General features: G+C 68.6%; 14 protein-coding genes. 4 read left to right on the top strand and 10 right to left on the bottom strand.

Annotation, left to right across the window (positions count from 1 at the left end; genetic code table 11):
* The first annotated feature begins 1 nt into the window (after position 1).
* Complete coding sequence (locus TPAU_RS19025; RefSeq protein WP_013128378.1) at positions 2–763, top strand: glucose 1-dehydrogenase; 762 nt, start codon at positions 2–4, stop codon at positions 761–763.
* Positions 764–1,438 carry a nuclear transport factor 2 family protein gene (locus TPAU_RS19020; protein WP_013128377.1) on the top strand — a complete coding sequence of 225 codons (675 nt, stop codon included), beginning with the start codon at positions 764–766 and terminating at the stop codon, positions 1,436–1,438.
* A gap of 22 nt (positions 1,439–1,460) precedes the next feature.
* Here the strand turns inward: TPAU_RS19020 and TPAU_RS19015 are convergent, their stop codons facing one another.
* Positions 1,461–2,216 carry an IclR family transcriptional regulator gene (locus tag TPAU_RS19015; RefSeq protein WP_041945280.1) on the bottom strand — a complete coding sequence of 252 codons (756 nt, stop codon included), beginning with the start codon at positions 2,214–2,216 and terminating at the stop codon, positions 1,461–1,463.
* A gap of 39 nt (positions 2,217–2,255) precedes the next feature.
* Between TPAU_RS19015 and TPAU_RS19010 the strand changes: the two genes are divergently transcribed.
* Together TPAU_RS19010 and dmpG are read left to right on the top strand one after the other, a co-directional pair.
* Entirely contained in the window at positions 2,256–3,164 is a 909-nt protein-coding gene (locus TPAU_RS19010; protein ID WP_013128375.1) for an acetaldehyde dehydrogenase (acetylating), read from the top strand.
* Positions 3,161–4,210: a 4-hydroxy-2-oxovalerate aldolase gene (gene dmpG, locus TPAU_RS19005; RefSeq protein WP_013128374.1), complete on the top strand. Its 1,050-nt coding sequence runs from the start codon at positions 3,161–3,163 to the stop codon at positions 4,208–4,210. Before TPAU_RS19010 ends, dmpG begins: the two co-directional genes overlap by 4 nt.
* A gap of 113 nt (positions 4,211–4,323) precedes the next feature.
* Here the strand turns inward: dmpG and TPAU_RS19000 are convergent, their stop codons facing one another.
* From TPAU_RS19000 to TPAU_RS18960, 9 genes are all read right to left on the bottom strand, one after another.
* On the bottom strand, positions 4,324–4,512 hold the full coding sequence (locus TPAU_RS19000) for a ferredoxin (RefSeq protein ID WP_013128373.1): 189 nt from the start codon (positions 4,510–4,512) through the stop codon (positions 4,324–4,326).
* 20 nt (positions 4,513–4,532) lie between these two features.
* Entirely contained in the window at positions 4,533–5,318 is a 786-nt protein-coding gene (locus TPAU_RS18995; protein ID WP_013128372.1) for a 2-keto-4-pentenoate hydratase, read from the bottom strand.
* A gap of 118 nt (positions 5,319–5,436) precedes the next feature.
* Positions 5,437–7,521, bottom strand: coding sequence for an acyl-CoA dehydrogenase family protein (locus TPAU_RS18990; protein ID WP_013128371.1), 2,085 nt, complete (start codon positions 7,519–7,521; stop codon positions 5,437–5,439).
* 19 nt (positions 7,522–7,540) lie between these two features.
* Complete coding sequence (locus TPAU_RS22060; RefSeq protein ID WP_013128370.1) at positions 7,541–8,614, bottom strand: MlaD family protein; 1,074 nt, start codon at positions 8,612–8,614, stop codon at positions 7,541–7,543.
* A complete protein-coding gene (locus tag TPAU_RS18980) occupies positions 8,611–9,630 on the bottom strand; it encodes an MlaD family protein (protein ID WP_083773893.1) in 1,020 nt (339 codons plus the stop codon). The genes TPAU_RS22060 and TPAU_RS18980 overlap by 4 nt, the downstream gene beginning before the upstream one ends.
* Positions 9,627–10,742 (bottom strand): MlaD family protein, encoded by a 1,116-nt coding sequence (locus TPAU_RS22055; protein ID WP_013128368.1) that lies wholly within the window; start codon positions 10,740–10,742, stop codon positions 9,627–9,629. Before TPAU_RS22055 ends, TPAU_RS18980 begins: the two co-directional genes overlap by 4 nt.
* Positions 10,712–11,704, bottom strand: a complete 993-nt coding sequence (locus TPAU_RS22050) for an MlaD family protein (RefSeq protein ID WP_013128367.1) — start codon at positions 11,702–11,704, stop codon at positions 10,712–10,714. The genes TPAU_RS22055 and TPAU_RS22050 overlap by 31 nt, the downstream gene beginning before the upstream one ends.
* Entirely contained in the window at positions 11,701–12,699 is a 999-nt protein-coding gene (locus tag TPAU_RS18965; RefSeq protein ID WP_013128366.1) for an MlaD family protein, read from the bottom strand. The genes TPAU_RS22050 and TPAU_RS18965 overlap by 4 nt, the downstream gene beginning before the upstream one ends.
* Before the next feature lie 4 nt (positions 12,700–12,703).
* On the bottom strand, positions 12,704–13,738 hold the full coding sequence (locus TPAU_RS18960; protein WP_013128365.1) for an MlaD family protein: 1,035 nt from the start codon (positions 13,736–13,738) through the stop codon (positions 12,704–12,706).
* Positions 13,739–13,743: the final 5 nt, after the last annotated feature.

Below are 13,743 nucleotides of genomic sequence, written 5' to 3'. Positions count from 1 at the left end.
GATGACGCGATTGGCGGGCAAGCGGGCGCTGGTGACGGGCGGCGCCCGCGGGCAGGGCGCCGCAGTGGTGCGGCGCTTCGTGGCCGAGGGAGCGCAGGTGTTGTTCGGCGATGTGCTCGACGAACAGGGGCAGGCGCTGGCCGATGAGCTCGGCGAGGCGGCGATCTACCGCCACCTGGACGTGACCTCCGAGGACGACTGGGGGACCGCCGTCGCCGCGGTCCGGGAATCCTTCGGCGGCCTCGACGTGCTCGTCAACAACGCCGGCGTCCTGTTCTTCTCGGCGTTGGAGCAGACCGCGCTGGCCGACTACGAACGGGTGATTCGGATCAACCAGTTCGGCTGCTTCCTCGGCATGCGTGCCGCGGTCGAACCGATGAGGGCCGCGGGCGGTGGGTCCATCGTGAACACCTCGTCGGTCGAGGGCCTCGGCGGCATGCCCTACCTCACCGCGTACACCGCGAGTAAGTTCGCCATCCGCGGGATGACCAAGGCGGCGGCCATGGAGCTCGGGCAGTATGGAATCCGCGTGAATTCGGTGCATCCCGGGATGATCGACACCGCCATGGTGGCCGATGCCCTGGGCGGTAACGAGCCGCCGACGGACTGGCTCAAGCAGCGCCTACCGATCGGCCGGCAGGGCACCGCCGACGAGATCGCCGCCATGGTGCTGTTCCTGGCCTCCGATGAGAGCAGCTACAGCACCGGCGCCGAATTCGTCGCAGACGGCGGTGCTACGGCGACGCATGCGCTGAAGCTGTAAATGCCGACCGCCGAAGCGATCCGCACAGTGGTGGAGGCGTCGCCGGCCGCCGTTGCTGCGCACGACAAGCAGGCGTGGACGGCCCTGTTCGCCGCCGGTGGTGCTGTGCATGATCCGGTCGGGTCGCGTCCGCAGACCACTCCCGAGGCGATCTCGCGGTTCTACGACATGTTCATCGCGCCCAACCGGATCGTTTTCGATGTGGAGCACGATATTGTCGACCAGGACACGATGATCCGTGACCTGACCGTGCATACGACCATGAATCCCGGTGTCACCCTCCATATCCCGATGCATCTGCGCTATACCATCGTCGATGGTCCCGACGGTGCACGCATCAGCGCACTGTACGCACATTGGGAACTGCGCGGCATGATCGCTCAGCTCCTGCGCTCCGGTGCCAGTGGGATGGTAGCCGGGAGCATGGTGGGGCCCAGGTTGTTCCGCATCCTCGGCCGCGAGGCCGCCCTCGGCTTCCTCGCAGGACTCCGCGGTGTCGGCGCCGCCGGGCGTGATCGCGCTGTGCGCCTCTTACGCGGCCGGGGCCTGCGGGTCGAGAAGGTGCTCGCGGCCGGCGCTACCGTGACTGCCACGGTCTACGACGGTGCGCGCCGTGGTGTTGCCGTGGTGGACTTCAGCGACCCCGCGGAACCGGAGGTGGCCCTGCACTTCTGAGTGCGGTGGCCGATCATCCGGGCTATCCCCGTGAGCCGGCGACGCGGGACAGGGTGAGCGCCGCAGCGCGGACCGCCGGAGCCACGCGCTCGGGACGCATCCGGTTGCTCCAGCCCGCCACGGAGACGGCAGCGACCGGCGCGCCGTTGCCGTCGAGGATCGGGCACGCCACACACACCGTCCCGTTCCCGGATTCCTCGCGCTCGTACGCCACCCCGTCGTCGCGGATCCGCTGCAGCTGCCTCCTGAGCAGGGCGGGGGAGGTGATGGTGCGCGTGCTCAGCCGCGGCAGTCCGGCGGCGAGAACCGGACCGAGGGCATCGTCGCCCGCGAACGCCAGGATCGCCTTGCCCACGCCGGTGGCGTGGGCGGGCATCCTTCCGCCCACCCGGGATCGCAGGTTCGGGGCGTCCGGACCCGGAAGCACCTCGAAATACACGACTTCGGCGCCTTCGAGCCGAGCCAGGTGCACGGTGCTGCGGGTGGCGGAGCGGAGGTCTGCGAGGACGGGCCGAGCGGCGTCCACGAGGTCGCGGTGTCCGGTGGCCAGCTGCCCGATTTCGAAGAGTCGAAGCCCCAGGCGCAGCGCGGTGCCCGAACGTTCGAGGAGCCCGGCATCGACGAGGTTGCCGGAGAGCCGGTGAACGGTGGACTTCGGTAGGCCGGTGCGGCGAGCGAGTTCGGAGACCCCGAGCGCGCCGTCACCCGGACGGTACGCGCAGAGCAGTGCGGCGGCTCGAATGACCACCGCACCGTCGTTCCGCTCAGCGGGACACATGCGTTGAGTCTGGCAGCCGTCCGGCCGCATCGTGGGCATATGACGGAGAAAGTGACCGCGGCGATCGTCGGCCCGGGGAACATAGGCACGGACCTACTGGCCAAGCTGCGGCGCAGCGAGCACGTGGACGTGAAATACATGGTGGGCGTCGACCCGGGATCGGATGGTCTGAAGCGGGCCGCCGAATGGGGTCTGCGTACCTCGGCGGATGGCGTGGATTGGCTGCTGGCGCAGTCGGAACCCCCGCAGATCGTGTTCGAGGCGACCTCGGCGAAGGCGCACCGCGCCCACGCACCCCGGTACAAGGAGGCGGGCATCGTGGCCGTCGACCTGACGCCGGCGGCGGTCGGACCACTGGCCTGTCCGGTAGTGAACCTCGAGTCGCAGCTGGATGTGCCGAACATCAACATGATCACCTGCGGTGGGCAAGCCACGATCCCGATCGTGCATGCGGTCAGCCGGGTCACGCCGGTGAGCTATGCGGAGATCGTCGCATCGGTGTCGTCCCGTTCCGCAGGGCCCGGGACGCGCGCCAACATCGATGAGTTCACCGAGACCACCGCGCGTGCGATCGAGGAGGTCGGCGGCGCCGCCAAGGGTAAGGCGATCATCATCATCAATCCGGTCGAGCCGCCGATGATCATGCGCGACACCGTGTTCTGTGCCATTGATCCCGAGGCCGACCGCGACGCGATCACCGCCTCGATCGAGAAGATGGTGGCCGACGTCCAGGTGTACGTCCCGGGTTACACGCTCAAGGCCCCGCCGCAGTACGACGAGGCCCGCCCGGGCTGGGAGGGTAAGGCGCGCGTCGCGGTCTTCCTGGAGGTCGCGGGCAACGGCGACTACTTGCCCACCTACGCGGGCAACCTCGACATCATGACCGCCGCCGCCGCGCGCGCCGGCGAGCTGCTCGCGCAGCGCATCCTGGCAGGAGTGAACGCATGACCGGCATCAACGGCGACCTCTGGAACGACCCCGACCGGGACGTGCGCATCGTGGACACGTCGTTGCGTGACGGCAGCCACGCGATGGCCCACCAGTTCACCGAGCAGAACGTGCGCGACACGGTCCGCGCGCTCGACGACGCCGGCGTCTCGCTCATCGAGGTGACCCACGGAGACGGCCTCGGCGGCAGCACCTTCAACTACGGATTCTCCCTGGTCGACGAGCGCAAGCTCATCGCCGCCGCCGTCGACGAGGCGCAGCAGGCCAAGATCGCCGTGCTCATGCTCCCGGGGCTCGGCACCGTCGAGGACATCCGCGTGGCCGCCGACCTCGGCGCCGGTGCCCTGCGCATCGCGACGCATTGCACCGAGGCCGATGTGTCCATCCAGCACTTCGGTGCCGCACGGGAACTCGGGCTGGAGACGGTGGGCTTCCTCATGCTCTCGCACATGTCCGCACCCGAGGCGCTGGCGAAGCAGGCCCGCATCATGGCCGATGCAGGCTGCCAATGCGTCTACGTTGTGGATTCCGCGGGTGCGCTGATCCTCGAAGACGCCGCTGATCGCGTGGCGGCGCTGGTCGCGGAGCTGGGTGCGGATGCCCACGTGGGCTACCACGGGCACCAGAATCTCAGCTTCGGCGTGGCGAATTCGGTTCTGGCGTACCGCGCGGGAGCGAAGCAGATCGATGGCTCACTGCTGGCACTGGGCGCGGGAGCGGGCAATTCGCCGACCGAGGTACTCGCCGCCACGTTCGAGCGTCTCGGCGTGCGCACCGGCACTGACAAGGATGCACTCATGGCCGCCGCGGAGGACGTGGTCAAGCCGTACATCACCCGGCTGCCGGTGATGGATCGAAGCTCGATCGTGCAGGGTTACGCCGGCGTGTACTCCAGCTTCCTGCTGCACGCCGAGCGCGCCGCGGCTCGCTACGGGGTCCCCGCGCACGAGATCCTCTACGAGTGCGGTCGCCGCGGATACGTCGGCGGGCAGGAGGACATGATCATCGCCATCGCCGTCGAGATGTCGGCGGCGCAGACGGCGTGAGAGCTGGGGCCCGGCGTGCGCACCGTCGGACTACCGCCCTTGACGTAACAGCGTTAGCCCATACCGTCACCTGCGGGTTCGGTAGGGGCTAACGCTGTTAAGGCGGGAGTGGCTCAGTTCTCGATGCGGATCGCCTGGGTGGGGCATTGGGAGGCGGCGTACTCGATGTCCTCGCGGTCGGCGTCGGTGAGGCCCTCGTCGGTGGCCTCGGCGAATCCCTCGTCGTTGACCTCGAAGACGTCCGGACGGATACCCTCGCAGACACCGAATCCGGTGCAGGCGTCGCCGATGATGATCTTCATGTTTTCTCCGTTCGTGGGACTCAGGGGGCCAGGACCGCGGTCACGGAACCCAGCGGCCCCATGTCGGCGATGATCGTGTCGCCCGGCCGGACCGATTCGGCCCTGGTCATGGAGCCGGGCAGGACGACGTGCCCGGGTTCGAGCGTCGTTCCCAGCGGGCCGACCGTGTTGGCGAGCCACACCAGGGCATTGATCGGCGAACCGAGCACGGCGCCACCGGTTCCGGTACCGACCTGTTGCCCCCCGATCCAGAACGTGCAGCCCACGTCGATGAGGTCGAGGGCGTCGATTCTGGTGGGCTTGCTGCCCAGCACCACCCCGCCTGACGAGGCGTTGTCGGCGACCGTGTCGACGATGGAGATGTTCCAGTCGCGGATCCGGGAATCGACCACCTCGAGTGCCGGGACCACGTAGTCGATCGCGCGGATCGCGTCGGCGACGGTGACGCCCGGACCTGTCAACTCGCGGCCCAGGATGAAGCCGATCTCCGGTTCGATCCGCGGCTGCAGCCATCCGGATGCGTCGATCGGGAGATGCTCCAGGTGGAACATCGAGGCCGTGAGATGGCCGAAGTCGGGTTCGTAGACGTTCATCTGGCGCTGCATGGCGAGTGAAGCGAGGCCCACCTTGTGGCCTTTGACGTGGTCGCCGGCAGCCTCCCAGCGACGCACCTGCTCCTGTTGGATCCGGTAGGCGTCGGTGATCGTGGCGTCCGGGTAGGTACCGATGATCGGGTCGATCGGCGCCCCGGCGGAGTAGGCGCCCAGCAGGGCGTCGGCCGCGGCGGCGACGGCGGAGTCATCCATGGCGCCATACTAGAACACGTTCCAGTGGATGTGGGGTGGATCCGGCGAGCTTGGTAGCACTCGTCGCAGACGAACTCGCTGGTCGGCGAATGGGCTAACGCTGTTATGTCGGAAGTGGTTAGGAGCGGGGGAGGCCGAGCAGGTGTTCCGCGGCCACGTTGCGGAGGATTTGGGAGGTGCCGCCGGCGATCGACAGGCAGCGAGTGAGGAGGAACTCGTAGCGCTCGTCCTCGGGGTCCTCCGGGCCGGCGACCGCCCCGTCGGGGCCGAGGCACAGCAGGGCGGCCTCGGCCACGGACTGACGGTGCTGCACGCCCACCAGCTTGCGCACGCTGGACGATGGTCCCGGATCCTGGCCGCCGACGCTGGCGATCACCGCGCGCAGGTCCAGCAGTGCACACGATGCGGCCTCGGTGATCAGCTCGCCCAAGTCGGCGTCGTCGATCTCCGGCCGCCCGATCAGCGCCTCGAGCCGCGCGCCGAGCCCGTTGCCGCTCATCGCGACCCGCTCGTTGGCGAGCGTGGTGCGTGCCAGACGCCAGCCGCCGTCGACATCGCCGACCACGCACTCGTCGGGTACGAAGACCTCCTCGAGGAAGACCTCGTTGAACCGTTCATCACCGGTGATCTCGCGCAGCGGCCGGATATCGATTCCGGGGGAGCGCATATCGACCAGGAAGTACGTGATGCCCTTGTGCTTCGGCGCCTCCGGGTTCGTGCGGGCCAGGCAGATGGCCCAATCGGCCGAGTGCGCCAGTGAGGTCCACACCTTCTGCCCGGTGAGCCGCCATCCGCCCTCGGCCCGGACGGCCCGGGTGCGCAGCGCCGCCAGATCGGAACCCGCCTCCGGTTCGCTGAACAGCTGGCACCAACTGATCTCGCCCAGCAGAGTGGGCCAGACGAAACGTTGCGCCTGGTCGGCAGTGCCGTGCTCCAGGATCGTCGGAGCCGCCCACGCCCCGATCACCAGCGGCGGACGCTCCACGCCCGCGGCGTCGAGCGCGGTATCGAGCACGATCTGCTCCGCCGGTCCCGCTCCGCGGCCGTACGGCGGATCCCAGTGGGGCACCAGCAGTCCGGATTCGGCCAGTGCGCGACGGCGGTCCGCCTCGGGGAGCGCGGCGATCGCCTTCGCTTCCGCGGCCGCCCCGTCGTGGTCGCCCTCGACGGACACGTCGTACCGGCGCCGCACCCCACTCCGGGCCAACTCCGCGGCGCGGCGCCGCAGCCCGTGGGTGCCACCCGCGAGCTGCCGCAGAGCGAGGGCTCGGCGCAGATAGAGGTGCGCGTCGTGTTCCCACGTGAAGCCGATACCCCCGAGTACCTGGATCACGTCCTTGGCGTTGGCGACCGCGGCTTCCAGTGCCCCGGCCGCGCCGACGGCCGCCGCCAGCCGATGCTCCTCGCCGCCCCCAGCGCTGCGCGCGGCGTCCCAGGCCAGCGCGGCCGCCTGCTCGGACCGGCACAACATGTCGGCGGCGATCTGTTTGATCGCCTGGAACGAACCGATCGGCTTGCCGAACTGCACCCGGACCCGGGAGTACTCCGCTGCGGTGCGCAGCGCCCAGGCCGCCACCGCGGAGGCCTCAGCGGCGACGAAGGTCGCGACCCACGCCTCGGCGTCGGCGAACGTGAGTCCGGGAACGGCGGTGGCGTCGTGGAAGACGACCTCTGTCAGGTGAACCCGGCCGAGCGGGCGTGAACCGTCCAGACCCGTCTGCGGTTCCACGCGGACTCCGGGGTGGCCGGGCGGCAGGAGGTGCCACATGCCGCCGGGGGCCTCGATCAGCAGATGCGATGCGGACTCCGCATCGGCGACGAGGGTCCCGTCCCCGCCGAGTACCACCGCGGCGCGGGCGTCGCCGGCGGCCAGGGCCGCTCGGGTCGCGGCCAGGTGGTCGTCATCGCGCAGGAAGTGTTCGAGCAGCGCCGCGACCGTGACGGTGCCACCCACCGGGCCCGGTGCCAGCACCAGCGCCGCCGCCTCGACCGCCGCAGCGGCATCCTCGGCGGAACCACCCATGCCGCCCAGCTCCTCGGACAACGTGATCCCGAAGACGCCGATATCGGCGAGCCCGCGCCACGCCTTCTCGGTGGCGCCCGGGTCGCCGGAACGGGCGGCGTCGATCGGATGGGCGCGTTCGGCCCAGTCGCGGATCGACTCGGCCAGGGCGAGCTGGACGTCGGTGACGGCGAGTGCCACGGTTCTCCTTCGGCTCTGGTCAGCGAGGTTTGGTGGGCGAGGACGAGGTGGCGGTCCGTTCCGCCGGCCGCGGACCGGACGACGATGCCGCGGAGGTATTCCCAGACGGCACGGGCGTCGCGGACGGGGCCGGTCCGGGTGCCGCGTCCCGCGGAGCCAGGCGCAGCGTGACGCCGTCACGGCCGCGCACTGACCCCAGTGCGGTGTCGAGGAGCGCGCCGGCGTTGATCGTGGACAGTGGTTCGGCGATCGCCCGCGCCGACGGTAGGACGAGCTCCGAGAGGTACTTCACGCTGGGCGCCGCATCGTCCTCGAACTTCTGGATCACCTTGAACAGCTCCAGCATTCCGTTCTTGATGACGTTCGGGTAGTCGCCCTCCATGATGTACGACACCGCGAACGGCGCCATCTCGCCGTAGCCTTTGCCGAACGTGCGCAGCGGTGCGTCGAGCGAGAGCAGCAGTGGGCCGATCTGCTCCGCGCGCGGGGTGATCGAGTTGAAGGACTTGAGGATGTCGCCGATATCGGGCAATTGCCTCAGGATCGACGTTGCGGTCAGTACCGCGCCGGCATCGATCGTGGGCACCGTCTGCTGTTGCGCGGGCAGGGCGGCATCGGCGCGCGTGAGCAACCGCTGCACCGTGCCCGGATCGAGCTGGCTCATCAGCCGTGACAGCGAGCTCGACAGCGCGCCGATGGTGGAGTCGGAAGTGTCGACGACCCCGGTCAGCCGAGCACCGTCGGGCAACGGCGCACCGTCGCCCTGGGACAGCGTGAGATACGTCTCGCCCAGGCCCGATAGATTCTGCACCCTGACCTTCGCCCCGGACCTGATCCGCGTGTCCCGGTCGTAACCGACCTCGACCTCGACCCGCTCGGCGTCGACTCGCAGCGCCCGCACAGTGCCCACCTCCACACCGCGGTCGAGGACGCGAGACCCCTGCATCAGCCCGTTGGCGTCGGTCAGCTGGATGTATGCGGTGCGCTGATCGGACGGCAAGAGCCATTGCACACCTTGCTGTCCCAGCAGCAGCACCGATACCACGACCAGTGCCACCAGTCCCAGTGCGGAGGCGATACCCGAGCGCGTCATCGTGCCTGTCCGATCATCCGCAGCAGCTTCACCGCAGCGGGCGAGAGGTCCTGGCCGCCGGGCCCGGTCACTGACTCCACCTTCACCGTGGGCTTGGCGAGGAATGGGGCGAGGTTCTTGTTCACCAGGATCGAACCGCCGTGGATCGCGCTGCCCAGCGAGACCATATCGGCGGTGAGCAACTCGAACAGGTCCGATGAGGAGTTCATCAGGGGGATCAGCCAGTAGCCCTGCTGCAGCATGCCGCCGACGGCGGGGAGCAGCACACCGATGTTCGACATCAGCTTGCCCTGGTTCTTCCAGTACTTCATGTTGTACGGGTTGAGCGTGTATGTGAAGTTGGCTTCCTGCTTGGCCGTTCGGTCCGCCATATCGGAGACCGAATCGAGCAGGCGGTTCACCTCGGCGGTCGACGCACCGATCCCTGTGACATCGCGGCTGAGCTGTGTCGAGAGCTGATCGAACTGTGGGCGCTCCTTGGGGAGCGAGGTGTTGAGCTTGGTGATGGTGCGGCTGATGTCCTGGACGGAGCCGCTACCGAAGTAATCGGCCAAGATGGTGAGCGTGCTCTCCACCGACCGCGGCGGACTGGTCTGCGCGAGCGGCAGCGTCGCGCCCGCCCGCAGCGAGGTGGACGACGGTGACGGCTGTTCGGGCGCCTCCAGCCGGACGTACGCCTCGCCGAGCAGGGTGTCCTGCAGCACCGAGGCATGGATGTCGGTGGGGAGGGTGACGGTCTTGTCCACGCGCGCCGTGACAGTGGCCGCGGTCTCCGACAGTGACACCGCTTTGACGCGGCCCACTGTGAGCCCGCCGAGCGCGAGACGCGCGCCGACGGGCAGGTTGAGCACATCGGCGAACTCCATCGTGAGTTCGTACTGGTCGCCGTCGGCGAGCGGATTGCGTAGATCCATGTTGGCCGGGCTCACCGTGCACCCCGCAAGCGTGACCGCGCCGATCACGGCCAGCGCCGCCGACGCGGGACGAGGTAGCCAGCGCACCGTACGCGTCATCATCGGCCTCCCCCGAGAGGGAGTTGGAGCAGGTTCACGGTGGCCACCTGGGCCGAGCCGCCGGTCACCGCGCACGCACCGGGCACCTCGGCATTGACCCGGGCGCACAGCGCCTCCGGATCCCGTGTGGCCACCGTGGTGACCGGCACGCCCGCGACGGTGGTCTCGGCGCCATCGCCGCGCGGCAGGTAGGGCGCGATCTGCGCGCCGAACACCGGGAGCATCTTCGCGAGCGCCTCGTTCGAGCGGACCGAGGTGGCGGCGAGCTTCACCGCATCGGCGGCGACGGTGCCGCCCGGGCGCAGGATGTCGCCGTACCGACGCATCATGTCGTCGCCCACGAGGAAGAAGACCGGTAGCGTCTGGAAGATTTCCGATACCGCGGGGAAGGTGACACGGCCGTACTGCTCCATCACGTTGCCCGCGTGCTGCAGGGTGAGCAGCATCTCGCCCCACTGGCCGTCGAAGCTCTGCATCAGCGGCCGGACGTTGCCGACCACCGTGGTCACGTCGCCGAGGAAGCCTGCGGGATCACTGAGCAACGTGGACAGGTTGGTGAGGCTCCGCGCGGCCTGCGGCGGGACGCTGGGGCCGACCTGGGTATCGAGCGTGGTCAGCAGCTTGCCGAGATCCGCGGACGCGCCGCCCTCGGTGACCGAATCCACCAGCCGGGTAGCCGATTCCGTGGTCTCCGAGATCGACTTCGGGGTGGCCGTGTTGGCGCGGCCGATGCACGTCTCCGGTCCGAGCGTGGGGCCGGATGCGTAGTTCCCGACGAGTTCGAGCGTGCGGTCGGCCAGGATCGAGGTGGAGCGGGTGACTGCCTTGACGGATGCCGGAAGCGTGCGACCGGACACCTCGAAGGTGACCTTGACCCCGTCGTCCTGCGGCTCGACCGTGCGCACCGAGCCGATCTTCACGCCCATTTGCGTGACATCGTTGTCGGGGTACAGGCCGATACCGTCCGCGAGGTAGGCGCACAGCGTGCTGGACGAGGCCGCCTGCGCCGTTCCGGCGGTGAACGGGACCGCCGTCAACGCGAGCATCGTGACCACCGTGAGCAGGCCGATCCTTCCGGGCCGCATCAGCAGCTCACCGTCGCGCTCGGGAAGCACAGCTTGCTGGCCAGCACGGTGTCGGGAGCCATCGGCGTGCCCTGCTTAGCCAATCCCTGCTGCATCGCATCGATCGACTTCTGCAGTTCGCCGATCATCGCGGGGATGGTGACGTTCGTGGTCTTGAGTGCGGATTCGACGGTGGTGAAGGCGTTTCCGAGCTGCTCGCGGTACTTCCAATACAGATCGAGGAAGGGTTTGATCTTGCCGAACATCCCCGCGAGACCCTCGTACGCCTTGCCGAAGTTGACCGCGGTCTGATCCAGCGTCACGATCGCCAGGGAGGCCTTGCGAATCATGGCCATGATGGTCTCGCGCTGATCGGCGAAGGCGGTGGCGTACTGGGTGCTCACGTTGATGATCCGGCCCACCTGGTCGCGTTGCTCGGTGAGCTGGCCGATCAGCGCATTGACGCCCTCGACGATGTTGTCCACGGAGCCGGGATTGGCGTCGAGCCCGGTGCTGAGTGCCTTGATCGACGAGGCCAACTGGGTGCGGTCGATCGGCACCAGCTTCTCCGGGACGTCCTGCAGCAGGTCGCCGATGCTGTACGGCAGATTCACCCGTGAACTCGGAATAGGCTTGTCTCCCAACGCCGCCTTTCCCGCGGAGGTGACGGCGACGTAGAAGCCGCCCGCCACCGTGAGCATGCGGACCGCGACCGAGGTCTGATCGCCGACGAAGACCCCGTCGTCGATCCGTGCGGTCACCTTGACCGAATCACGATCCAGTTCCACGGATTTGATAGTGCCGATGCGTACCCCGGAGGCGCGGACCTCCACGCCGGACTTGATCAGCGCCGCGTCCTGGGTGGTGAAGGTCAGTTCCTTCTGGCCCGGCGGACGCAGGTAGACGTACGCCAGGCCGGCGGTGATGAGCAGCGCTACGGCGACCGCGATCGCACCCAGCTTGACGCTGCGGGTCATGAGTCCCCGGAACGGGGGACGGCCGGTGAAGATCATTTCAGGCACACCGTCACATTCGTGCCGCCGAGCAGCACCGTGGTCGACTTCGGAAGCTTCGCCTCGCCCTTGGAGCACGAGGTGGGGGGAGTGCCGAGCAGTGCGGCGACGCCGGTGAACAGGCCGGGGAGCTTGCTCATCGCTTGCACCGCCGCCTGCGGATCTCGGAAGGCGGTGGTGAACAGCCGTTCCACGTCGAGCTCCTTGGACAGGCCGAGTGCCGTGAGCGTGCGGTTGGTGGCGGCGCCGAAGCCGGGCCCGTAGGTGGCGGTGCGGCGGAACTCGTCCAGATTCTCCAGCACCTTGGTCAACAGCAGGTCGAAGTTGGTGACGAATTCGACCACCTGGGGCGAGTAGTCGTTGATCATGTTCGCCACGCGGGTCACGTTGTCGATCAGCGTCTTGATCACCGTCTGCCGGTCGGCGAGGTTCGCGGTGATCTTGTCGATGGCGCTGAAAGTCTCGGCGGCCGTGGTGTCGTCGCCCTGGAGCAGTCCCAGCAGGTTGCGCGTCAGTTCGTTCACATCGTCGGGACTGAGCGTGCGGAGCACCGGCGCGAGCCCGTTGAACAGCGTGGTGATGTCGAACGACGGCGTGGTCCGCGCCATGGGGATCGAGGTCGTGGGGATGCCGCCGCCCGAGGTGCCGGGCTGCACCTCGATGAACCGCTCACCGGTGAGGTTGCGGTACTTGACCGCGACCTGCGTCGTGGACGTGACCGGATGCTGGTTCTGCGCGGTGAATCCGACCACCGCCTCGTTACCTGTGTCCGTGCCGCGCACGTCCACCGACGTGACCTTGCCGATGAGCACGCCGCGCAGGCGCACATCGCTGCCCACCCGGAGCCCGGAGGCGTCCGAGAGGTGCGCCTCGTAGCCGCGGGTGTCGCCGTCGACGGGGTTGCGGAGGGCGGCGTAGATGCCCGCCGCGACCAGAAGGGTGATCACGAGGGCGACCGCGAGCCAGATCGCGGCGCGAGTGTTTTTGGCGCGCATGGGCTCAGCGACCTCCCTTCGGGAGGACGGAGGCGGCGGCCGGGAAGCGGTCGGCGACGATGTTCATACGCAGCGCGGTGCCCTCCGGGACGGTGACGAAGGCCGAGTTGAGACCCGAGATGACGGGCACGACCTGTCGCGGGATGCTCACCGTGCGCATCACCTTGGTGGTGGCGTCCATGACCACCTGGAGCAGAACGGTGCCGGGTTTGAAATCGGCCTCGTGCGAACCGAACATGTCGGCCAGCGGGGTGAAGAAGCCGGTACCGAGCAGGGTGGTGGTGGCGTCGACCTTATCGTAGGAATTCACCACGAAATCCAGTGTTCCGGCCTTCTCGCCGCCGCGCAGCTGAGGCACGAACCATCCCTCGAACGCTGCCTCGATCACGCCGGGCACACCGTCGACGGTGCTGCGCACGGTGCGCAGGGTGGTGCCGATCGGCACCGTGGTCGACTGCGCGTTCTGCCGCTCGACGGCGAACGCCACCTCGAGGAGAGGCGTGATGGCCTGGGTGTACTTGGTGGCCTTCGTGGTGACGTCGATCAATTTCGGCGTCATCACGCCGCTCACCGAAACCGAACTGCGCGTGAGCAGATCGGAGATGGTGTCGTTGCTGGACGAGGGACGCAGCACCCCACCGGAGCGCAACGCGGCGCCGCCGGTGCGGGGGAGCAGTGCCATCTCGGTGACGCCGAAGTAGTTGCCGGGCTGGTACCGGACCGCGAGTGCGTCGGTGAGACCGCGGATCCCGCCCTGTTCGAGCCGGATCGCGACGCGAGCCTGGCCGGGCCGGGGGATCTCGACGGATTTCACCTCGCCGACCGGGACGCCCCGCAGTGTGACCCGGGTTCCCGCCTTCACCCCCGGTCCGACGTCCGCGGATTCGACGGTCAGCGCGAGCCGGTCGTCCGAGTCCGGCAGGCGGGACGACAGGACGGCCACGAGAACCCCGATCACGACCACCGCGACGGCGGCGGCGCCGATCGTGAGAAAGATCCGTTGTTGACGCTGGGGGGTACCCCCGAGCAGTTCGTACATCGGTC

It is taken from the genome of Tsukamurella paurometabola DSM 20162 (assembly GCF_000092225.1).
Taxonomy (GTDB): domain Bacteria; phylum Actinomycetota; class Actinomycetes; order Mycobacteriales; family Mycobacteriaceae; genus Tsukamurella; species Tsukamurella paurometabola.
The sequence above is the reverse complement of the archived record's forward strand: the minus strand, read 5'-3'. Positions and strand labels throughout refer to the sequence as shown.